This is a genomic window from Rhodovulum sp. PH10, assembly GCF_000293785.1.
Classification (GTDB): Bacteria; Pseudomonadota; Alphaproteobacteria; order Rhizobiales; family Xanthobacteraceae; genus Rhodoplanes.
In genome coordinates this window covers 1-21,864 of sequence record NZ_AKZI01000151.1, presented here as the reverse complement: position 1 = coordinate 21,864, position 21,864 = coordinate 1, and the positions used below count along the sequence as shown (strand labels likewise).

Genomic DNA, 21,864 nt, shown 5'->3' with positions numbered 1-21,864 from the left:
CACGGCGGCGGGAGATGGAGCGAGTCAGCCAAAACGATGGCTGGTATCAGTTCAGCCGGGCCTTCAAATCCTTGATGCCGTCGGCGATCAGCTTGCCGGCGACCTTGCCCTTCACGGTGTCGACGAGGATCGTCTCGGCGGCGGCGACCGCGGCATCGGCGGCGGCGTTGCGCACGTCGGCGATCGCCTGCGCCTCGGCCTGGGCGATCTTGGTCTCGGCCATCTGGGTGCGGCGGGCGACGAACTCCTCGACCTTGGTCTTGGCTTCCGCCTGCAGGCGCTCGCCCTCGGCCTTGGCGGTGGCGACGATGTCGTCGGCCTCACGCTCGGCCTCGGCGCGGCGGCGCTGATACTCGGCGAGCAGCGCCTGCGCCTCCTCGCGCAACCGCTTGGCCTCGTCGAGCTCGGCGCGGATGCGGGCGGTACGGTCGTCGAGTGCGCCGGTGACGGTGCGGTGGGCGCCGAGCTTCAGGAGCCCGAGCACGAAGATCACGAACGCGACCGCGACCCAGAATTCTGCTTCGTAGATCATCGCTCGCGTCCTATCGCTGAAGCGCCTTGTCGACCGCGGCATCGACCGCGCCGGCGGTCGGCGCCTTGTCGGCGAGGCGGGCGACGATCGCCGAGGCGGCGTCGACCGCGATGCCGCGCACATTGGCCATCGCCTTGGTCTTGCCGGCGGCGATCTGCGCCTCGGCGGCGTGGAGCTTGTCCGCGAGCTCGGCCTCGACCGCCTTGCGGTGCGCCTCGCTCTCCGCGGTCAGCTTTTCGCGGGTCTCGGTGGCGATCGCGTGCGCCCGCTCGCGGGCCGCCGCCAACGCCTTCTCGTAGCTCGCCACCGCCGCATCGGCGTCGCCCTTCAGGCGGGCCGCGTCGGCGAGGTCGGAATCGATCTTGGCCCGGCGGGCCGCGAGAATGCCGGAGACCCGCGGCAGCACCGCCTTCGACACCATCAGGTAGAGAAGCGCGAAGCAGATGGCGAGCCAGATCAACTGGGAGGGAAAGGTCTGCGCGTCGAACGGAGGAAACCCGCCACCGTGCTCGGTGGCAGGCGTGTGCTCCGTGATCGCCTGGGTCGGCGTGATCGCCTGGGGCTCCTGGGCCATCGGCCTGTCCTCTGTGCCGCCGGCGTCCTCCGGGTCGAGGTCGCCGGGGCGAACGTCTGCGCATACACCCGTGCCGCGGACGCCGGATGCGTCCGCGCCTGTCGCCGCGGTCCGATCAGACCGCGAACAGAAGCAGCAGCGCGATCAGCAGCGAGAAGATGCCGAGCGCCTCGGTGATGGCGAAGCCGAAGATCAGGTTGCCGAACTGGCCCTGCGCCGCCGACGGATTGCGCAGCGCGGCCGCGAGGTAGTTGCCGAAGATCTGGCCAACGCCGAGCGCGGCGCCACCCATGCCGATGCAGGCGATGCCGGCGCCGATGTACTTGGCGGCGATCGGATCCATGAGAAAGCTCCTTCTGTGCTGGATCGAGGTGTTGCGTGAGGTGAGGGACGAGCCGAAGGGACGACGCGCGATGCGAAACGGTCAATGCCCCGGATGGAGCGCGTCGGCGAGATAGATGCAGGTGAGCAGCGTGAACACGTAGGCCTGCAGGAAGGCGACCAGGAGCTCGAGCGCGGTCAGCGCGACCACCATGATCAGCGGCAGCGTGGCGCCGGCCCAGCCGACCGCCCCGAGCGTTCCGAGCCCGGCGACGAAGCCGGCAAACACCTTCAGCGTGATGTGGCCCGCCAGCATGTTGGCGAACAGACGAACGCTGTGGGACACCGGCCGCGACAGGAACGAGACGATCTCGATCAGCACCACGAAGGGCAGGATGTAGCCGGGAATGCCGTGCGGCACGAACAGGCGGAAGAAGCCGAGGCCGTGCGAGTAGAGGCCGTAGCCGATCACGGTGAGGAAGACGAGCAGCGCGAGCGTCGCGGTGACGATGATCTGGCTGGTCACCGTGAAGGTGTACGGGATGATGCCGAGCACGTTGGCGAAGGTGACGAAGGCGAACAGCGAGAACACGAACGGGAAGAAGCGCAAGCCTTCCTCGCCGGCGGTCGACCTGATCATGTCGGCGACGAACTCGTAGGTCACCTCGGCCATCGATTGCAGCCGCCCCGGCACCAGCTGACGGCCGAGGGTGGTTCCGAGCATCAACAGCGCCGTCAGCACCACCGCGGTGAACATGAACACCGCCGAGTTGGTGATCGCGAACTCGGTGGAGCCGACCTTGAACAGGGGGACCAGATTGACGATCTCGAACTGATGAATCGGATCGGCCATGATCTCGATGGTCCTTTGTCTTTGGCGCCCGCAGGCGGGTCGTCAATGCTCGCGGTCGCCCGCATCCGGTCCCGGCGCCACGCCCGCGGCGCGCATCACGTTGAGCACGCCGGCGGCGAAGCCGAGCAGCAGAAACACGATCAGCCCCCAGGGCGAGATCCCGAGCCAGTAATCGAGCGACCACCCGATCACGGAGCCCACGATCACACCCGCCACCAACTCGGAAGAGAGCCGGAATCCGCGGGCGAACCCCGCGAAGCGCGAGCCTGGTCGCGGGCCTTGCACATCGTCCGACGGGCTGCGCGGCCGCTTGCGGTCGAGCGTTTCGCCGAGACGCTGGAGTCTCGCGGAGAGGGCGGCTTCCTCTGAAGAGCGGTCGTCTCCGCCGTGCGCGTTCGGGGCCATGAAATTGCCTCCCGCGCGTCGACGGCCCGTCGGACGCCCGCCCCCCGTCTGAGCCGCGCGGACCATACTGACCGAGGACAACCAAGTCAAGAATTCGGCCGCTTCGACAGCGTCCGCGAACCATCGCGCCAAGCCCGCGTTCTTTCGTCGGTTTCTCCGGCTCGGCCGGAGGTATCGAAACCGCCGGGTGGTGGCGGGCGGCGGCGCCGAAATGCCGCAAGCCGACCGATCCGTGCGATACTCGGCGCCGACCGGATCCCCCGGGGCGCGGCGCCGACGGCGCCTGCCCGCAACCGCCCGGAGAGACTCCATGACCCGATGCCGCGGCGTGACCGTGCCCGCCTTCTCTCTTTGTCTTCTCTTCCTCTCGGCCGCCGTGGCGGCGCAGGCGCAGACCGCCGGGCCGGCGCCCGCCCCGCCGCCGCAGGGCGAGGGCAACCGCTTCACCTATCACCGCGCCGACGACGGGTTCGCCCGGCTCGATCTGCGCACCGGCGAGGTCTCGCTGTGCAAGATGCGCAGCGCCGGCTGGGAGTGCCGGCTCGCCGCCGACGACCGCGCCGCCTACGAGGCGGAGATCGGCCGGCTGCAATCGGAGAACGCGGCGCTGAAGAAGGCGCTGCTCGACAAGGGTTTGCCGCTGCCGGGCGGGGTGACCGGTCCGGCCGCCGCGGCGAAGCCCGACAAGGTCCTTCCGGGCGACGCCGAGGTCGACCGGGTGATGAGCTTCGTCGAGACGATCTGGCGGCGGCTCGTCGAGATGATGGGCAACATCCAGCGCGATCTCGGCAAGTCGTGAGGGTGGCAAGTCGTGGGGGCGGGGCCGAGCGCGGCGGGCAGGGCGGAGGGACGCGGCATGGTGCACAGGACGGGCATCCGGCGGGCACAGGCGAGCATCGTCGCGACCGCGACGCTGACGGTCGAGACCCGCGGCACGGGTTTCGTCGAGATCACCGACGAGGCGGCCCGGTTCGTCGCCGAGGCGGGCGGCCGCGACGGCACGCTGGTCGTGTTCGTGCGCCACACCTCGGCGTCGCTGACCATCCAGGAGAACGCCGACCCCGACGTGCGCACCGACCTCGTCACCGCGCTCGACCGCCTCGCCCCCGCCGATGCCGGCTGGGTGCACGACGTCGAGGGGCCGGACGACATGCCGGCGCACGTCAAGACGATGCTCACCGGGGCGTCGCTCGCGGTGCCGGTGGTCGAGGGGCGGCTGGCGCTCGGCACCTGGCAGGGCATCTATCTCGCCGAGCACCGCGCTCGCCCGCACCGGCGCGAGATTCTGCTCCAGTTTTCCGGCAGCGCGGCGTGACGTCGGCGTCACCACGGCGGGGCGGGGGCGTGAGGCGCCGCCAATGTGGTCGCTGCCGGACGCTTCGCTTGGGTCGGGGTTGCAAATCGGCTTATGATGCCCTTTCAACGGGCTGACGGCGCCGCGCCGGGAGACCGGTCCGGTCGCGGACGCCCGACGGCAGGGCAGGATGCGACTTTGAGTGACATCACCTTCTACCGGCTGGTGATCGCCGACGACCATCCCTTGTTCCGCGGGGCGCTGCGGGAGGCGGTGTCCGGCGTGTTCGAGCGGGTCGAGATCGCCGAGGCCGGATCGTTCGATCAGATTTCCACACTTTTGGACCGTGGTGGCGACGTCGACCTCATTCTCCTCGACCTCGCGATGCCCGGCGTGCGTGGCTTTTCCGGGCTTCTCTATCTGCGCGCGCAGTATCCGAGCGTGCCGGTGGTGGTGGTCTCGGCGACCGACGACCCGACCGTGATCCGCCGCTGCATGGATTTCGGCGCCGCCGGCTACATCACCAAGACGCTCGGCGTCGACGTGATGCGGCAGGCGATCGTCGCGGTGCTGCAGGGGGCGCTGTGGACGCCGCCCGACGTCGATCTGTCGGCGCCGGCCGATCCGGAGACGTCGGCCACGCTCGCCCGCTTCGCGACGCTGACGCCGCAGCAGGTGCGGGTGCTGATGATGCTGTCGGAGGGGCTGCTCAACAAGCAGATCGCCTACGAGCTGTCGGTGTCGGAGGCGACCGTCAAGGCGCACGTCTCGGCGATCCTGCAGAAGCTCGGGGTCGAGAGCCGCACCCAGGCGGTGATCGCGGCCTCCAAGATCGAGCTCGGCCAGTGGCCGCCGGTGGCCGCCGCGCAGCATTGAGGGGGAGGGGCGGCGCGCCGCCCGTCCTCGCTCCGCCGTCGCCCGTGTTCACTCCGCCGCCGCGGTGCGCAGCGCCTGCCACTGGGTGAGCTGGGCGCGCAGCTGGGCCGGGCGCACCGGCTTGTTGAGGAGCCGGATGTCGAGCGTGCGGGCGGTCTCGCGCACCTCGCGGCTGCGGTCGGCGGTGATCAGGATCGCCGGCAGGGCGCCGAACCGGTTCCTCAGCGCGACGATCGCCTCGAGCCCGTTGCCGGTGTCGAGGTGGAAATCGACCAGCAGCACGGTCGGCCGATGCGCCGCCGCCTCCACCGCGGCGATCGCGCGGGGCAGGTCGGCCGCCGTCATCACCTCGCAGCCCCAGGAGGTCAGCAGCGTCTGCATCCCGGCGAGGATGCTCGGCTCGTTGTCGATGCACAGCGCGACCGAGCCGTCGAGCCGGCCGGCCGGGGGCGGCGGCGCCGGAACGGCGAGCGCCGGCGGCAGCGCCGGGGCGAGCGGCACGGTGACGGAGAAGCGCGAGCCGCGCGCCTCGGCCGATGCGAGCTCCAGCGGATGGCCGAGCACGCGGGCGATCCGCTCGACGATCGACAGGCCGAGGCCGAGCCCGCGGGCCACCCTGGCGCCGCCCTCGAGCCTTCGGAACTCCTCGAAGATCGCCTTCTGGGCCGCCTTGGGGATGCCGATGCCGGTGTCGATCACCTCGATCCGCAAGGCGCCGCCGCGCGCGCGGCAGCCGACCAGCACGCGGCCGCGCTCGGTGTACTTGACCGCGTTGGAGACGAGATTGCGCACCAGCCGCCGCAGCAGCCGGCGGTCGGAGCGCACCGCGCGCCGGCTGTGGACGAACACGAGCGACAGGCTCTTCTCGCGGGCGATCGGCGCGAACTCGACCTCGATCTGGCGAAAGATGTCGTCGATCGCAAACACGCCGATCTCGGTCTTCATCGCGCCGGTGTCGAGCCGCGAGATGTCGAGGAGGGCGCCGAGGATTTCCTCCACCGCCTCGAGCGAGGCGTCGATATTGGCGGCGAGCCGCTGCTCCTCGCCGAGCCCCTGGCGCTCGCCGAGGCTGGTCGCATAGAGGCGGGCGGCGTTGAGCGGCTGCAGGATGTCGTGGCTGGCGGCGGCGAGGAAGCGGGTCTTCGACAGGTTGGCGGCCTCCGCCGCCGCCTTGGCCTCGGCGAGCGCGGCATTGAGCCGCTCGAGCTCGGCGGTGCGCTCGCGCACCCGGTGCTCGAGGGCGTCGTTCGCCCGCTCGAGCGCTTCGGCCGCCTCGACGCTCGGGGTGATGTCGGTCAGCGTCACGACGAAGCCGCCGTCCGGCATCGCCGCGACCAAGACCTCGACGATCAGCCCGCGGCCGGGAAACCGCTCGAGGAACGGCGCGCCGGCGACCGCGTAGTGCTCGGCCCGCTCGCGCACCAGCGTGTCGACGTCGCCCGGCCCGAACGCGCCCTTGGCGGCGTTGAAGCGCAGCACGTCGTCGAGCGTGGTGCCGGCCCGCACCAGCTCGGGCGGGAGGTCGAGAAGCTCGCCGAACGCCCGGCTCCAGCACACCAGCGCCATGTCCTTGCCGAACACGGCGATGCCCTGGCGGACGTGGTCGAGCGCCGTCTGCAGCGTCTCGCGGGTGTAGTGGATCGCCGCATTGGCGTCGTCGAGCAGCTTCAGCGCGGCCTTGGTCGACATCAGCCGCTTGCGCAAGAGCAGCGACAGCACCAGGCGCGAGGAGGCGGCGCCGATCGCCGAGGCGAGCAGGTGCTCGGCGTGCTGGAGCAGCTGGAGGTCGGCCTCGTGCTTCGGCTCGAGGCTGATGCGGCGCGAGGTGGCGAAGCTCGCAAAAGCGCTGCGGGTGCGCTCGTCGCCGAGATAGCGGCCGACCGTGCCGGTCAGCTCCTCCACCGTGACGGCCGAGCGCCACAGCCGAAAACTCGGCGCCGAGGGGACTAGCCGCGACGGCACGAAGATGTCGGCCTGCAGCCGCTCGATCGCCGAGGGGGCGCGCCACAGCGACACCAGCACATAGGTCGCGACATTGACGGCGAGGCTCGCCACCACGCCGTGGACGAGCGGCGGCAGATCGAGCCCGAACAGCGCCTGCGGGCGGAGCGCCGCGATGCCGAACGGGCCGTCGGTCACCAGGCCGTGGCCGAACAGGCCGGTGTCGGCAAAACTCGGCAACAGCAGCGTCCAGGCCCAGGTCAGAAAGCCCGCCACCATGCCCGCCGCCGCGCCCCGCGCGGTCGCCCGCCGCCAGACGAGGCCGCCGAAGAAGGCCGGCGCGAGCTGGGCGATCGCGGCGAACGACAGAAGGCCGATCGAGGCGAGCTGCGCATAGCCGGCGGCGCGGTGATAGAGATAGGCGAGCACCAGGATCGCCAGGATCGCGATCCGGCGAACGCCGAGCAGCAGCGCGCCGACGTTCTCGACGCCGCCGATCAGCGAGCGTCGCCGCCGCAGCACCATCGGCACGAACAGGTCGTTCGACACCATGATGGCGAGCGCGACCGACTCGACGATCACCATCGCGGTCGCCGCCGACAGGCCGCCGACGAAGGCGACCAGCGCCAGCGTCTGCGAGTGAACGGCGAGCGGCAGGCCGAGCACCATCATGTCGCCGTCCACCGTGCCGGGCGGGAAGGTCAGCATGCCGGCGAGCGCGATCGGCACCACGAACAGGTTGATCAGCACGAGATAGAGCGGAAACAGCCAGGCGGCGCGCCTGACCTCCGATTCGTTGGCGCTCTCCACCACGGCGACGTGAAACTGGCGCGGCAGAAGCAGGATCGCCATCGCCGACAGCGCGGCCATGGTGGCGAAGGTGACGAGCCCTTGCCCTTCCGCGAGCACGCGGGCGACCTCGGGGCGGGCGAGGGCGCGGGCGAACAGGTCGGCCGGGCCGGCGAACATCACATAGGTGACGAACACGCCGACCGCGAGAAAGGCGACCAGCTTGACGACCGATTCGGTCGCGACCGCGAGGATGAGGCCGTCCTGATGCTCGGTCGCATCGATGTGGCGGGTGCCGAACAGGGCGGCGAAGGCCGCCATCGACAGCGCCACCAGGAGCGCGATGTCGCCGAGCAGGAAGCCGGTGCCGCCGCTCGCGCCGCCGGCCGCATCGGCCGCCGCGCCAGCGCCGCCGAGAATGGTTTCGAGCGAGGAGGAGACCGCCTTGAGCTGGAGCGCGATATAGGGAATCGAGCCGATGATGGCGATCACCGCGACGATCGCCGCCACCGCCTGGTTCTTGCCGTGGCGCGAGGCGATGAAGTCGGCGATCGAGGTGATGTTCTGCGACTTGGCGAGGCGGACGATCCGCACCACCAGCGGCGAGGCGAGGCCGATGGTGACGATCGGCCCGACATAGATCGCGAGGAAGTCGAAGCCCGAGCGCGAGGCGAGCCCGACCGAGCCGAAGAAGGTCCACGAGGTGCAGTAGATCGCCAGCGACAGCGGGTAGATCAGGCGGGAGCGGCGGCGGTCGTGGCGGCGGGTCCGGTCGCCCCAGCTCGCCACCAGGAACAGCATTCCGATGTAGCCGAGCGCGACCCCGACCGCGACCCAGCCGTGGGGCATGGCGTCACCTCCTGCCGCCGGACCTCGGCCGCCGCGGACGGCGGCTCGCCGGCACCTCCCGGGCACGTCAGCACGGGCGGGGCGCGCTTGTCCATCGGCGCGGTTCTCTCCCGTCGCGCGAAACTACCTCCGAGGCTGGCGACGCCGGGGCTCGACAACCGGCCTTCTCGTCCTCGGGCGAGTGATAATCGTTGCATTGGTTCTCGCGCCTTCGTACTTATGGGATAAATACTTACGACGGCCGCGCCCCGTCACAGGGACCGACTTTCATGTCGATGAAGCCTTTCGAGCGGACCGAGGCCCCACCGAGCGGCAGCGGGTCCACGAACCAGCGGACGGCGCCGACGATCTCCGACGCCCAGCTCGCCAGCGTGCTCGACACGGCCGCCGACGGCATCATCATCATCGACGAGCGCGGCATCGTTCTCACCTACAACAAGGCGTGCGAGCGCCTGTTCGGCTACACCGCGGTCGAGATGCTCGGCCGCAACGTGCAGACGCTGATGCCGAACGAGTATTCGCGGGCGCACGACCGCTACGTCGCGAACTACGTCGAGACCGGGCAGCGGAAGATCATCGGCATCGGCCGCGAGGTGCTGGCGCAGCATCGCGACGGCACGATCATTCCGGTGCATCTCTCGGTCGGCGAGGCGGTGACCTCGGCGGGGCGGCAGTTCATCGGCATCCTGCGCGACCTGCGGGCGCGCAACGAGAGCGACGAGCGGCTGAACCAGCTGCAGGCGAATCTGGTGCGGATGGCGCGCGTCTCGGCGATCGACGAGATGGGTGCGGCGCTCGCGCACGAGCTGAACCAGCCGCTGACCGCGCTGATGCTCTATCTCCAGGCGGTCGAGCGCGCCTGCGCCAAGCAGGGGGCGACCGGGCCGATGCCGACCCAGGTGCTCGGCATTCTCGAGAAGGCGGTGCACGAGGCCGAGCGCGCCGGCAGCATCATCCAGCGGATGCGCCAGTTCATCGAGAAGCGCGACCCGGTGCGGCGGATGGTCGAGTTCAACCCGCTGGTGGAGGATGCGCTCGAGCTGACCATCCTCGGCAGCGCGCCGGGCACCCGGATCGTGCGCGAGCTCGCCCCCGGCCTGCCGGCGGTGCTGGTCGATCCGGTGCAGATCCAGCAGGTGGTTGTGAACCTCGTCCGCAACGCGCTCGAGGCGATCAAGGGTTGCGAGGCACAAATCGTCCGGGTATCCACCCGACGGACGGATACCGGCGTCGCCATGAGCGTGCTCGACAGCGGTCCGGGCATCCGTCCGGAGGAGGTCGGCGACCTGTTCAGGGCGTTCTCGTCCAGCAAGAGCCAGGGATTGGGTCTCGGGCTCGCCATTTCTCGCACGATCGCCCAGACTCACGGCGGTGAGCTGACGGTCGAGCCCGGCGGTCACGGGCGCGGTGCCTGCTTCACTCTTCAGCTTCCGATGCCGGAGGCCGCGGCGGCGGTCTCGCTGGCGGAAACCAAGGACGGTCACCATGGGTCAGAACGCCACCGCGGTTGGTGAGATTCACATCGTCGACGACGATCCGGCCGTGCGCGACGCGCTGTCGGTGGTGTTGACCCTCGAAGGCTATCACGTGACCACCTTCGGCGACGGCCACTCGTTCCTCGCCACCGTGCGCAACCGGGCGCCGGCCTGCATCATCCTCGACGTCCACATGCCCGGGCGGTCCGGTCTCGACATCCTCAAGGAGCTCAACGCCAAGAGCTATCCGGCGCCGGTGTTCATCATCTCGGGGCAGGGCGACATCCCGATGGCGGTCGAGGCCATCAAGAACGGCGCGTTCGACTTCATCGAGAAGCCGTTCGACGCCGAGACGGTGGTCAGCCGGGTGCGCGACGCGATCGCCGCGGCGGCGCGCCGCCAGGCGCGCGGCGGGCTCGGCGAGAGCCTCGCCCAGTTTCCCGGCAGCGAGCTTCTGACCGCGCGCGAGCGCGAGGTGCTCAACCTGATCGCCGCCGGCGCCTCCAACAAGGAGGCCGGTCGCCAGCTCGGCATCAGCCCGCGCACCATCGAGGTGCACCGCGCCCGCATCATGGAGAAGCTCGGCGCCAAGAACGCCGCCGATCTGGTGCGGATCGTGCTGTCCGAGGCGCCGCGCAACTCCTGATCGGCGGCGGCGGCGGCGGTCGCCAAATCGCCGCCGTCGTGGCCGGGCCGGCCGCAGGCCGCGACCCGGCGACCGTCGTGCTGCACCCGCAAGAACCTTTTCCACAGTCGATCGACGCACGGCCGGAGCCGGCCGGCCGGAGCCGGCGCGTGCCGGACGCGTGCATCCGAGCCGATGCCTGCGTGCCCCGGCGCCGCGGCGGGGAGCGCGCCGGCGCGCCGAAAATTTTTGTTGTCGAGTCGTAGACGCCCGATCCGTCGTGCTCCGGACCCTCGACGGTATCATGCAACCAAAAGACGTAACGTTTTTTCGAATACAGGTATTGATAAATAACGTTAAGGAATTTCCCGTACCGTGTCTTACGAATTGAGACCGGTCGGGCCGAACTCGATCTTGTAGTCACCGCACGAGAGGCGGGGGCGAGCCGAAACCCATGACTGTGCACATCGTCGAGGACGACCCGGGGGTGAGCGACTCGCTCGCCGTTCTGCTGGACAATCTCGGCTTCGAGGTGGTCTGCCACGCCGATGCCGAGGATTTCTTCCGCGCGGCTCCGCCGAGCGGCCGCGACGTGGTGTTCGTCGACCTCATCCTCCCCGGCATCAGCGGCGCCGAGGTGATCCGCTGGCTCGCCAAGCTCGACGACCCGCCGCGCATCGTCGCGATGTCGGGTCAGTCGCAGGCGACCATCGACCTGCAGATGCGCGGGCTCGGGCCGAAGGCGCACGTCATCCGCAAGCCGCTGAACCACGCCGCCATCTCGGCGCAGCTCTCGGCCATTCGCATCTGACCGCCATTGCCATCCGAGCCCGCCGGCTGGCTGCCGTCTCTCCTTCTCTCGCTCTCTTTTCACGCCGCGCCAGTAGAACCGACGCTCGGCTGCTCCGAATCGGCGACCGGGACGACCAGGATGGGGCGGGTTTTCGACATGCGCCACGGCATGTCCGTCATATGACGGACACGGCGAGATTGCTTTCATGGAAAATGCGCGCAAAAACTGTCGCGCCGGGGTCCGCGGCGTTCCGGCCGTCTGCGCGCTCGTCTCTGCGGCGGGTGAAAAGACCCGCGTCACCACGTTTCATGACGGACGATTGACAGTGAGATGCGCCGGTGCGATCACCATCCACAAGTAGTTCCGTCCCCGACATCGGTGTCGCAGGCGCCGTCGCGAGCACCGAAACATGGCGGCGGAATGTCAGTCCAACTTGCTGAAATTGAATACGTTTTTGGGTGTTGTAAGGGTTTTTGCGTAAGCATTCGTGCCATGTTACGTCAGCGACATCACCTCCAGTAATGTCCCATTGCTGCCGAGCGTCTTGCAATCCCCGGCTCGTCCGGCGAGGACCCCCATGAAACCTGCGATCGCACAGCGTTCCTACCCGGCTGCAGTCGACACGACCTGCCGCCCCCCGGCCTCAGCGCGTGGCCATGTGGGGTTGCAGCCGGTGCCCCGGCGGGAGGAGGAGCCGCAGGGGCAGCGCCAGCGGGTCGGGCAGCACGCCCACATCTTCCGCGAGGGCGATCGCGCCGACCGCATGTACCAGCTCGTCGACGGTGCGGTGATGCTCTACAAGCTCCTGCCCGACGGTCGCCGCCAGGTGGTCGAGCTGTTGAGCGCCGGCGACGTGTTCGGCCTGTCGGCGCTGCCGGTCTACGACTGCTCGGCCGAGACTTTGGTCGCCTGCAACGTGATCGCCTACGACCGCACGGCCGTCGAGCAATCGCCCGACCTGCTGCGCCGCCTGAGCGCCCATGTGCACGCCCAGCTGTGCGCGCTGCACGAGCACGCGGTGCTGCTCGGCCGCAAGTCTGCGCTCGAGCGGGTCGCCACCTTCGTGATGCACTGCGTGCCCGGCCGCGGCGGCTTCAACTGCGCCGGCCCGCGCTGCGGCGGCGATTCCGCGGTGGTGCGGCTCGGCATGACCCGCCAAGAGATCGCCGATTATCTCGGGCTCACCCTCGAGACGGTGTCCCGCGCGTTCTCGGAACTGCGACGGCGCGGCATCATCGCGATCGACAAGCAGGAAGAGGTGCGCGTCCACGACGTCTGCCGGATGTGCCAGCTCACCGGCGCGCACTGACGCGGGTTCGCTCGACAACGAGCGTTTCGACTGACGCCGGTCCGTGAGGCCGGCGTTTTTCGTGTTTGCGGGCCGCGTCGCGTTTTTCTTTTTTCTTCCTTCCTTCCTTCCTTCCTTCCTTCCTTCCTCTTTTCTCCACGTCGCTCGTCCGCGCCGGCGCCGGCAACCCTCAGTGCACGCCAGAGGTGATTACAACCGTCCGCGCCGGGGTTCGGGCGCGCTGCTTCGGGTGGCGAGCCCGCCGAATTCGATCCATGCAACGAAGTGAATTCGTGTCGTGAGCGGCGCGTGCCGGTCGGCTATACTGGCGTGCCGGCCCTCGGAGTCTGTCGCGCTCGCCCGATCGTCGTTCACCGGCGGCGATCGCATCTCGGCGACACGACCGCTCGTCGAACCGACAAGTCCTCTTTACATCGCAGGTGTCATGGAACTCTGACGCCTCGACTTTTGCACTGCGATGGGATTGACTTCCGTCAATGCGAATGCGTCTCAGTTCCTGACAAATCTCGGAACGTTTCCGATCAGCTGATCCTCTGCCGCAACCAAAGGCCCCCGCACATGGCTCCATCGATGGTTCGCAAGACCATGACGTTCGGCGAAGGCGGACTCGCGTTCGTGTTCGTCGCGACGGCGCTCTTGAGCATCGTCGCTGCCGCGAAGGCGCACGATGCGCCGTTCGCGTTCCACGCGTTTCTCGCCGCTGCCGCGAGCGTCGCCGCGGTCTTCCTGATTTTCAGGTCTTATTTCTCGCGTCCCGCCGAGCTGCCCGCGCAGGAGATCGACGGCAAGCCGAATTACGACGACGGCGCCACCAAGTTCGCGACCATCGCCGCGGTGTTCTGGGGCGTTGCCGGCTTCACCGTCGGCCTCTACATCGCCCTCGAGCTCGCCTATCCGTGGCTCAACTTCGATCAGGCCTGGCTCAATTTCGGCCGCCTGCGCCCGCTGCACACCTCGGCGGTGATCTTCGCCTTCGGCGGCAACGCGCTGATCGCCAGCTCGTTCTGGGTGGTGCAGCGGACCTGCCGCACGCGAATCGCCGGGCGCCTCGCGCCGTGGTTCGTCGTGCTCGGCTACAACTTCTTCATCGTGATCGCCGGCACCGGCTATCTGCTCGGCGTCACCCAGTCGAAGGAGTACGCGGAGCCCGAATGGTACGCCGACCTGTGGCTGACCATCGTCTGGGTCGTCTATCTGCTGGTCTATCTCGGCACGATCATCAAGCGCAAAGAGCCGCACATCTACGTGGCGAACTGGTTCTATCTCGCCTTCATCGTGACGATCGCGGTGCTGCATCTCGGCAACAACCCGGCGATCCCGGTGTCGTTCTTCGGCTCCAAGTCCTACATCGTCTGGTCGGGCGTGCAGGACGCGATGTTCCAGTGGTGGTACGGCCACAACGCGGTGGGCTTCTTCCTCACCGCCGGCTTCCTCGGCATCATGTACTACTTCGTGCCGAAGCGGGCGGAGCGGCCGGTCTATTCCTACCGGCTGTCGATCGTGCACTTCTGGGCGCTGATCTTCCTCTATATCTGGGCCGGCCCGCATCACCTCCACTACACGTCGCTGCCCGACTGGACGCAGACGCTCGGCATGACCTTCTCGATCATGCTGTGGATGCCGTCGTGGGGCGGCATGATCAACGGCCTGATGACGCTGTCGGGCGCCTGGGACAAGCTGCGCACCGACCCGGTGCTGCGCATGCTGGTGGTGTCGGTCGCCTTCTACGGCATGTCGACCTTCGAGGGGCCGATGATGTCCATCAAGGCGGTCAACTCGCTCAGTCACTACACCGACTGGACGATCGGCCACGTGCATTCCGGCGCGCTCGGCTGGGTCGGCTTCATCTCGTTCGGCACGGTCTACTGCATGGTGCCGTGGCTGTGGCAGAAGCGGCAGCTCTACAGCCTGAAGCTCGTCAACTGGCACTTCTGGATCGCCACCATCGGCATCGTCCTCTACGTCTCGGCGATGTGGGTGTCGGGCATTCTGCAGGGGCTGATGTGGCGCGCCTACACCTCGCTCGGCTTCCTCGAATACTCCTTCATCGAGACCGTCGAGGCGATGCACCCGTTCTATGCGATCCGCGCGCTCGGTGGCTTCCTGTTCGTGATCGGCTCGCTGATCATGGCCTACAACGTGTGGATGACGATCAGATCCGGCGAGCCGGCGGCGCTGCCCGCGCGCCCCGCCATGCAGCCCGCCGAGTGAGGAGAGTCGACCATGTCGCTCATGGCCAAGCACGCCGTCATCGAGAAGAACTCGATCATTCTCCTCATCGGCATCCTGCTGGTGATCGCGATCGGCGGCCTCGTCGAGATCGCGCCCTTGTTCTATCTCAAGAGCACGATCGAGAAGGTCGAGGGCATGCGCCCCTACACGCCGCTCGAGCTCGCCGGCCGCACCATCTATGTCCGCGAGGGCTGCTACGTCTGCCACTCGCAGCAGGTGCGGCCGCTGCGTGACGAGATCGAGCGCTACGGGCACTACTCGCTCGCCGCCGAGAGCATGTACGACCATCCGTTCCAGTGGGGCTCCAAGCGCACCGGGCCGGATCTGTCGCGGGTCGGCGGCAAGTATTCCGACCAGTGGCACGTCGCCCATCTGAAGGACCCGCGCTCGGTGGTGCCGCAGTCGGTGATGCCGGGCTACGCCTTCCTCGCCCGCACGCCGCTCGACCCTTCGGTGCTGCCGGCCCACATGACGACGCTGCGCGAGGTCGGGGTGCCGTATGGCGACGAGGAGATCGCCAACGCCGTCGCCGACCTGAAGGCGCAGGCCAATCCCGACGATGCGGGCGTCGCCGACCTGCAGACGCGCTACCCGAAATCGATCGCGCGCGACTACGACGGCAATCCCGCCGAGCTCACCGAGATGGACGCCCTGGTCGCCTATCTGCAGATGCTCGGCACGCTGGTCGACTTCAAGCTCTACGACGACAAAGCCAATCTGCGGTGAGGCGAGATCATGAAGCCCGATCTCGGGGACTCCCTCGTCCAGTTCTTCGTCGCCTACTGGTGGACGCCGATCTTCGTCCTCCTGTTCCTGGCCGTGGTGGCCTACGCGGTGTGGCCACGCAACAAAAAGGCGTTCGACGACGCCGCCAAGCTGCCTCTGCGGGAGGATTGAGACCATGGCGCACGAAGACATCGACGCCGTCACCGGCACGCCGACCACCGGCCACGAGTGGGACGGCATCAAGGAGCTGAACAATCCGCTGCCGCGCTGGTGGCTGTGGACCTTCTATGCCTGCGTCGTCTGGTCGGTGGCCTACTGGGTGGTCTATCCGGCCTGGCCGATGATCTCCAACTTCACCGGCGGCGTCATCGGCTACTCCTCGCGCGCGTCGCTGGAGACCGACCTCGCGGCGCTGCATCAGCTGCGCGGCGCCAAGGCGGCGGCGCTCGCCGATGCCAGCCTCGAGGAGATCGAGAAGGACCCGAACCTGCTCGCCTTCGCCCGCGCGCAGGGGAGGGCGGCGTTCGGCGACAACTGCGCGCCCTGCCACGGCTCCGGCGCCACCGGCTCCACGGGCTATCCGAACCTCAACGACGACGACTGGCTGTGGGGCGGCTCGCTCGCGGCGATCCATCAGACCATCCAGCACGGCGCCCGCTCGGGCGATCCGGAGGCGCGCGAGAACACCATGCTCGCCTTCGGCAAGGACGGCACGCTGAACCACACGCAGATCGTCCAGGTGGCGAGCTACGTGCGCTCGCTGTCCGGCCTGCCGGTCGAGCAGGGGGTCGACGTCGCCGCCGGCAAGCAGATCTTCGCCGAGAACTGCACCGTCTGTCACGGCGAGGACGCCAAGGGCAATCAGGAGCTCGGCGCGCCGAACCTGACCGACCGCATCTGGCTCTATGGCGGCGACATGGCGACCCTGGTCGAGACCATCACCAACGGTCGCGGCGGCGTGATGCCGGCCTGGACCGGGCGGCTCGATCCGGTCACCATCAAGTCGCTCGCCGTCTATGTCCACACGCTCGGCGGAGGCAAGTGAGCTCGTTCCGCTCGCGGACGGCGGTGCCGCCGTCCGCATGCGTTTCACCCGCTTTCGGAGGCGCTCCGTCGGGCGCCTCCGACCGCGCAGAGAGGACTAGCGCTACGCACTGTGCCGGACACATTCGCCTTTTGCGAATAGTCATGGCGTCGAGCACGCCCGGCGTCTAGAACGACTCCAACCGGTCACCATCTAGAGGAAACCGGGACGAGTTTCGCCCGGAAGCAACATGGTTCCCCCGTCCATGAACGTATCCGTCAAGCCGCCGGTGGTCGCCGTTCCCGACGAGCCGCTCTACGCCTCGGCCAAGAAGGTCTATCCGCAACGCGTCACCGGACGCTTCCGCAGCATCAAATGGATGCTGATGGGGCTGTTCCTCGGCGTCTATTATCTGCTGCCGTTCGTGCGCTGGGACCGCGGGCCGAACGCCCCGAGCCAGGCGGTGCTGGTCGACCTGCCGAACCGGCGCTTCTACTTCTTCTTCATCGAGCTGTGGCCGCAGGAGGTGTATTATTTCACCGGCCTCCTGGTGATCGCGGCGATGACGCTGTTCCTGATGAACGCCATCGCCGGCCGCGTCTGGTGCGGCTATGCCTGCCCGCAAACGGTGTGGACCGATCTGTTCTACGCGGTCGAGCGCTGGATCGAGGGCGATCGCCGCGCCCGCATGAAGAAGGCGAAGGAGCCCCTGTCGGCGCGCCGCGTCGGCGAGCTGGTCGCCAAGCATTCCATCTGGCTGATCATCGCCTGGTGGACCGGCGGTGCCTGGGTGCTCTATTTCGCCGACGCGCCGACGCTGGTCTACGACCTCGCCACCTTCCAGGCGCCGCTGGTCGCCTATGCCGCGATCGGCATTCTCACCTTCACCACCTACACGCTCGCCGGCCACATGCGCGAGCAGGTGTGCATCTACATGTGCCCGTGGCCGCGCATCCAGGCGGCGCTGACCGACGAATGGGCGCTCAACGTCACCTATCGCCGCGACCGTGGCGAGCCGCGCACCTCGATCAAGAAGGCCGCGGACCTGCGGGCGCTCGGCGAGAAAGCGGGCGACTGCGTCGACTGCCTGCAGTGCGTCGCGGTGTGCCCGACCGGCGTCGACATCCGCCACGGCTCGCAGCTCGGCTGCATCCAGTGCGGCCTGTGCATCGACGCCTGCGACAACGTGATGGCCAAGGTCGGCCGCCCGACCGGGCTGATCGCCTACGACAACGACATCAACATCGAGCGCCGGCAGGCCGGCAAGCCACCGATCTACCGCTTTTTCCGCGCCCGGACAGTGATCTATCTCGGCATCATCGCGCTCACCGGTGCGCTGATGCTCTACTCGCTCTATGCCCGCACGCTGGTCGACATCAACGTGCTGCACGACCGGAACCCGCTCTACGTCACGCTGTCGAACGGCTCGGTGCGCAACGCCTACACCATCCGCTTCCTCAACAAGCGCTCCGAGCTGCGCACGCTCGAGCTGACGGTGACCGGCGTGCCGATCCCGACCCTCCACGTGATCGGCGAGGAGCCGGCCGAGCGCACCATCGTCGCCGTCGGTCCCGACCAGACCCGCGAGGTGCGCGTGCTGGTCACGGTGCCGCCGGACGCACAGATCGGCTCGTCGAACCGGATCACCTTCGAGGCGCGCGACGTCGATTCCGGTGATAACGCCACCTCGACCGACCACTTCTTCGGGCCGTGAGAGGACTTTGCATGGAAACCACCGTGTCACGTCCGCTCACCGGCCGCCGGGTTCTCCTTTACCTCCTCGCCTTCTTCGGCATCGTGTTCGGCGCCAACTTCACGATGATGACGCTGGCGATCGAGACGCTGCCGGGCACCGAGGTCGACAGCCCGTATCAGGAGGGCCTCGCCTACAACGGCGAGATCGCCGCCGCCGCCGCCCAGAACGCGCGTGCATGGGCCGTCGCCGCCCATGTCGAGCGCACCCCGGACGGCCGGGCGGATGTGCGCATCGAGCCGCGCGACGCGACCGGCGCGCCGGTCGCCGGGCTCACCGTCACGGCCTATCTGTCGCGCCCGATCGACAAGCGCGCCGACCGCCCGCTGACCGTCACCGAGCGTGGCATCGGCGTCTATCGCGGCGAGGCGAGCGACGTTTCGCCCGGCCAGTGGGACCTCGTGTTCGAGGCCTTTCGCGGCAGCGATCGGGTCTATCTCTCGCGCAACCGCGTCGTGCTGCCGTAGGACCGGTGGCATCGGCTCTCGCCGCAACGCCCCGGCACCCTCTCCCCGCTGGCGGGGAGAGGATGGGGGTGGGGGGCGTTTCGGCGGGAACGCGCGGAACCCGCGACGCCGCGGAGTGTCATGACCCCATGGTCCTGCTCCCATGACCGACACCCCCGATTTCTCCTGCTTCGTCGAGCACCTCGATGACGGCGTCGCACGGCTCGAGCTCGCGGTCGAAGGCATGACCTGCGCCGCCTGCATGCTGGAGATCGAGAGCGGGCTCGGCCGGCTGCCCAATGTCACGAAAGCCCGCGCCAACCTCACCGCCAGCCGCGTGGTGGTCGAGTGGCGCGAGGACGGCGCGCCCGCACAGGCCTCGCCGGATGCCGCCGCGGTGGTCGGTCGGCTCGCCGCGCTCGGCTACCGGGCGCACCCGTTCGACGCCCGCCGCGTGAACGCCGACGAGCAGCGCGAGGCGCGCTTTCTGCTGCGCTGCCTCGGCGTCGCGGTCTTTGCCGCGATGAACATCATGCTCTTGTCGGTCGCCGTGTGGGCCGGCAATGCGAGCGACATCACCCCCGAGCAGCGCGATTTCTTCCACTGGCTGTCGGCCGTCATCGCGCTGCCGGCGGTCGCCTATGCCGGGCGGCCGTTCTTCCGCTCGGCGACGCGGGCGCTGATGGCGCTCTCGCTCAACATGGACGTGCCGATCACGCTCGGCGTGCTCGCCGCGCTCGGCCTGTCGGTGGTCGAGACGCTGCATCACGCCGAGCACGCCTATTTCGATTCCGCCGTGATGCTGCTCGCCTTCCTGCTCGCCGGCCGCTTCCTCGACCAAAATATGCGGCGGCGGACGCGGGCGGTGGCTGCCAATCTCGCCGCGCTGAAGGCCGAGACGGCGGTGAAGTTCTTGGGCACCGGCGAGATCGCCGAGGTTCCGGTGGCGGCGATAAAGCCCGGCGATCTGGTGCTGGTGCGGCCGGGTGAAAGAATCGCGGTCGACGGCGAGGTGATCGAAGGCCGAAGCGAGATCGACCAGAGCCTCGTCACCGGCGAGACGGTGCCGGCCACCGCGGCGCGCGGCGCGCGGGTTTATGCCGGCACGCTGGCGCTCGACGGCACGCTGACGGTGCGGGTCGGCGCCGCCGATCGCGGCACGCTGCTCGACGAGGTGACGCGGCTGCTCGATCGCGCGGTGGAGGCGCGCTCGCGCTATGTGCGGCTCGCCGAGCGGGCGTCGCGCTGGTACGCGCCGGTGGTGCATGTCGCGGCGCTGGCGACGCTCGCCGGCTGGCTTTTTGCGGGTGCCGGCTGGCATCAGGCGACCGTCACGGCGATCGCCGTGCTGATCATCACCTGCCCGTGCGCGCTCGGCCTCGCGATCCCCGCCGTGCAGGTGGTCGCCTCCGGCGCGCTGTTTCGCGCGGGCGTGCTGCTGAACTCGGGCGACGCGATCGAGCGGCTCGCGAGCGTCGACACCATCGTGCTCGACAAGACCGGCACGCTGACGCTGCCGCAGCCCGAGCTTTGCGACACCGCCGTGTCGCCGGAGGTTTTGGCGCTCGCCGGGCGGCTGGCGCTGTCGAGCCGGCATCCGCTCGCCGCCGCCGTTGCCCGCGCGGCCGGCGCCACCGTGCCGCTCGCCGAGGCGGTCGAGGAGCCGGGGCAGGGGGTGCGCGCCGCCTTCGAGGGCGACGCGGTCTCGCTGGGCCGACCCGCTTGGTGCGGCGCCGAGCGCGAGGCGGCGGCGGTCGCCGCGAGCGATCCGGAAGCCTCGGTGATCGCCTTCCGGCACGGCCGGGCCGTCACGGTGTTCGCGGTCCGTCAAAGGCTGCGCGAGGATGCGGTGGCGGTGGTCGCCGGCCTGCGGGCGAACGGATTTGCGGTGGAAATCCTCTCGGGCGACCGCACGGCGGCGGTGTCGCACGTCGCCCGACGGCTGGGCGTGTCGGAGTTCCGTTCCGGCGTGACGCCGGCGGAAAAAATCGCGCGCATCGAGGCGCTGAAGGCGGCGGGGCACCGGGTGCTGATGGTCGGCGACGGCATCAACGACGCGCCCGCGCTCGCCGCCGCGAACGTGTCGCTGTCACCGGTCACCGCCGCGCATCTCACCCAATCGGCCGCCGATGCGGTGTTTCTCGGCGACCGCCTCGCGCCGCTCGCAGCGGCCCTCGCGATCACCCGGCGTGCGCGAAAAATCATGAGCGAGAACCTGTGGCTCGCGGTGGTCTATAATGCGGTCGCGGTGCCGATCGCCGTCGCCGGCCTGGTGACGCCGCTGATCGCCGCGGTGGCGATGTCCGGCTCCTCGATGCTGGTGACGCTGAACGCGCTGCGGGCGCGCGCCGGCGCCGCGGAGCGGGGGGCGTTCGGCGAGGCGTACGCCGGGCCGGGCGCGCCGATATCGGACCGTTCGCCGGGCGATGAAGCGCCCAATCGGGCCTCCGGCGGCTCCGCGCCGCGTGATCCTGGTGCGGCCGTGGCGTCCGTGGGGCAGGCGAATTCGAGCTGACCGGAGGTGTCGTGGACGTCCTGATCTATCTGGTGCCGCTGGCGCTGCTGCTCGGGCTTCTGGGGCTCGGCGCCTTCGTGTGGTCGCTCAATTCGGGCCAGTACGACGACCTCGACGGCGCCGCCTGGCGCGCCATTCTCGACGACGACCAGTTACCCCCGAAAGAGCCGAAGCCCGACGCGCCGCCCCGCAAGCCGGACTGATTTTTTTTCCCGCCGCCTCGCCGGCGGGACCCGGTGCGCTGCCGGCACGCCGGTCCGCGCCATGCCGAGGCCGGCATGCGCCGTGGGCGCCCGTAGCCACAGTCCCCTCCATCGGGTGCTCGACGCTCGCCCGGGCGTGCAGCCCCATTTCTCCGCCACCTCGGCCCTTCCGCTTTTTCCCGGCCTGCGGCCGAGCATGGCTCTCCAGCGCGGCCGTCCGGGCGGTCGACCGCCTCCGCGTCACCCTCGCGCGAATTCCTGCCTCGCGAATTTCTGCGCGGGTATCGGCGAGAGGCGATTTTGTTCCGTGGGGGTGGGGGCGGGCGGGG

General features: G+C 69.1%; 21 protein-coding genes. 15 read left to right on the top strand and 6 right to left on the bottom strand.

Translation table 11 applies throughout. The annotated features are described in order from the left end of the window. Window positions 1–46: 46 nt before the first annotated feature. The 5 genes from A33M_RS19860 to A33M_RS19840 form a co-directional block, all read right to left on the bottom strand. The gene (locus tag A33M_RS19860) at window positions 47–532 is read right to left on the bottom strand and encodes a F0F1 ATP synthase subunit B family protein (protein WP_008391083.1); all 486 of its coding nucleotides are present in this window, start codon (window positions 530–532) and stop codon (window positions 47–49) included. 10 nt (window positions 533–542) lie between these two features. Then, window positions 543–1,106, bottom strand: coding sequence for a F0F1 ATP synthase subunit B (locus tag A33M_RS19855; protein WP_008391081.1), 564 nt, complete (start codon window positions 1,104–1,106; stop codon window positions 543–545). 115 nt (window positions 1,107–1,221) lie between these two features. Continuing rightward, complete coding sequence (locus tag A33M_RS19850; protein WP_008391079.1) at window positions 1,222–1,449, bottom strand: F0F1 ATP synthase subunit C; 228 nt, start codon at window positions 1,447–1,449, stop codon at window positions 1,222–1,224. A gap of 81 nt (window positions 1,450–1,530) precedes the next feature. Beyond that, window positions 1,531–2,280, bottom strand: coding sequence for a F0F1 ATP synthase subunit A (locus A33M_RS19845; RefSeq protein ID WP_008391077.1), 750 nt, complete (start codon window positions 2,278–2,280; stop codon window positions 1,531–1,533). Between the two features lie 42 nt (window positions 2,281–2,322). After that, window positions 2,323–2,685: an AtpZ/AtpI family protein gene (locus A33M_RS19840; protein ID WP_040622036.1), complete on the bottom strand. Its 363-nt coding sequence runs from the start codon at window positions 2,683–2,685 to the stop codon at window positions 2,323–2,325. 310 nt (window positions 2,686–2,995) lie between these two features. Here A33M_RS19840 and A33M_RS19835 point away from each other — a divergent pair, with 310 nt between their 5' ends. The 3 genes from A33M_RS19835 (at window position 2,996) to A33M_RS19825 (ending at window position 4,855) form a co-directional block, all read left to right on the top strand. Then, window positions 2,996–3,484 (top strand): hypothetical protein, encoded by a 489-nt coding sequence (locus A33M_RS19835; protein WP_008391073.1) that lies wholly within the window; start codon window positions 2,996–2,998, stop codon window positions 3,482–3,484. Window positions 3,485–3,541: 57 nt separating this feature from the next. Further along, on the top strand, window positions 3,542–4,000 hold the full coding sequence (locus A33M_RS19830) for a secondary thiamine-phosphate synthase enzyme YjbQ (protein ID WP_008391070.1): 459 nt from the start codon (window positions 3,542–3,544) through the stop codon (window positions 3,998–4,000). Between the two features lie 177 nt (window positions 4,001–4,177). After that, the gene (locus A33M_RS19825; RefSeq protein WP_008391069.1) at window positions 4,178–4,855 is read left to right on the top strand and encodes a response regulator; all 678 of its coding nucleotides are present in this window, start codon (window positions 4,178–4,180) and stop codon (window positions 4,853–4,855) included. Window positions 4,856–4,903: 48 nt separating this feature from the next. Here A33M_RS19825 and A33M_RS19820 read toward each other — a convergent pair whose 3' ends face one another. Then, window positions 4,904–8,434, bottom strand: a complete 3,531-nt coding sequence (locus A33M_RS19820; RefSeq protein WP_008391067.1) for a hybrid sensor histidine kinase/response regulator — start codon at window positions 8,432–8,434, stop codon at window positions 4,904–4,906. 269 nt (window positions 8,435–8,703) lie between these two features. On the opposite strand from A33M_RS19820, the gene A33M_RS19815 reads away from it, so the two are divergent. The 12 genes from A33M_RS19815 to ccoS all read left to right on the top strand — a co-directional run bounded on the left by A33M_RS19815 (window position 8,704) and on the right by ccoS (window position 21,535). After that, window positions 8,704–9,948 carry a two-component system sensor histidine kinase NtrB gene (locus tag A33M_RS19815; protein ID WP_008391062.1) on the top strand — a complete coding sequence of 415 codons (1,245 nt, stop codon included), beginning with the start codon at window positions 8,704–8,706 and terminating at the stop codon, window positions 9,946–9,948. Further along, a complete protein-coding gene (locus A33M_RS19810; RefSeq protein WP_008391059.1) occupies window positions 9,920–10,555 on the top strand; it encodes a response regulator transcription factor in 636 nt (211 codons plus the stop codon). Before A33M_RS19815 ends, A33M_RS19810 begins: the two co-directional genes overlap by 29 nt. A gap of 433 nt (window positions 10,556–10,988) precedes the next feature. Beyond that, window positions 10,989–11,345, top strand: coding sequence for a response regulator (locus A33M_RS19805; protein ID WP_192814137.1), 357 nt, complete (start codon window positions 10,989–10,991; stop codon window positions 11,343–11,345). A gap of 655 nt (window positions 11,346–12,000) precedes the next feature. Beyond that, window positions 12,001–12,636, top strand: a complete 636-nt coding sequence (locus A33M_RS19800) for a helix-turn-helix domain-containing protein (protein WP_192814136.1) — start codon at window positions 12,001–12,003, stop codon at window positions 12,634–12,636. Between the two features lie 585 nt (window positions 12,637–13,221). Beyond that, the gene (gene ccoN / locus A33M_RS19795; protein WP_443213598.1) at window positions 13,222–14,847 is read left to right on the top strand and encodes a cytochrome-c oxidase, cbb3-type subunit I; all 1,626 of its coding nucleotides are present in this window, start codon (window positions 13,222–13,224) and stop codon (window positions 14,845–14,847) included. Between the two features lie 12 nt (window positions 14,848–14,859). Then, window positions 14,860–15,594: a cytochrome-c oxidase, cbb3-type subunit II gene (ccoO, locus tag A33M_RS19790; RefSeq protein ID WP_008391051.1), complete on the top strand. Its 735-nt coding sequence runs from the start codon at window positions 14,860–14,862 to the stop codon at window positions 15,592–15,594. Window positions 15,595–15,603: 9 nt separating this feature from the next. Next, entirely contained in the window at window positions 15,604–15,765 is a 162-nt protein-coding gene (locus A33M_RS19785) for a cbb3-type cytochrome oxidase subunit 3 (RefSeq protein WP_008391049.1), read from the top strand. 4 nt (window positions 15,766–15,769) lie between these two features. Next, window positions 15,770–16,639, top strand: a complete 870-nt coding sequence (gene ccoP / locus A33M_RS19780; protein ID WP_008391047.1) for a cytochrome-c oxidase, cbb3-type subunit III — start codon at window positions 15,770–15,772, stop codon at window positions 16,637–16,639. A 244-nt stretch (window positions 16,640–16,883) separates the two neighbouring features. After that, on the top strand, window positions 16,884–18,332 hold the full coding sequence (ccoG, locus tag A33M_RS19775) for a cytochrome c oxidase accessory protein CcoG (protein ID WP_008391045.1): 1,449 nt from the start codon (window positions 16,884–16,886) through the stop codon (window positions 18,330–18,332). An 11-nt stretch (window positions 18,333–18,343) separates the two neighbouring features. Further along, window positions 18,344–18,838, top strand: coding sequence for a FixH family protein (locus A33M_RS19770; protein ID WP_040622030.1), 495 nt, complete (start codon window positions 18,344–18,346; stop codon window positions 18,836–18,838). A 142-nt stretch (window positions 18,839–18,980) separates the two neighbouring features. Then, complete coding sequence (locus tag A33M_RS19765) at window positions 18,981–21,332, top strand: heavy metal translocating P-type ATPase (RefSeq protein ID WP_008391041.1); 2,352 nt, start codon at window positions 18,981–18,983, stop codon at window positions 21,330–21,332. A gap of 11 nt (window positions 21,333–21,343) precedes the next feature. Continuing rightward, window positions 21,344–21,535: a cbb3-type cytochrome oxidase assembly protein CcoS gene (gene ccoS, locus A33M_RS19760; RefSeq protein WP_008391039.1), complete on the top strand. Its 192-nt coding sequence runs from the start codon at window positions 21,344–21,346 to the stop codon at window positions 21,533–21,535. Window positions 21,536–21,864 lie beyond the last annotated feature (329 nt).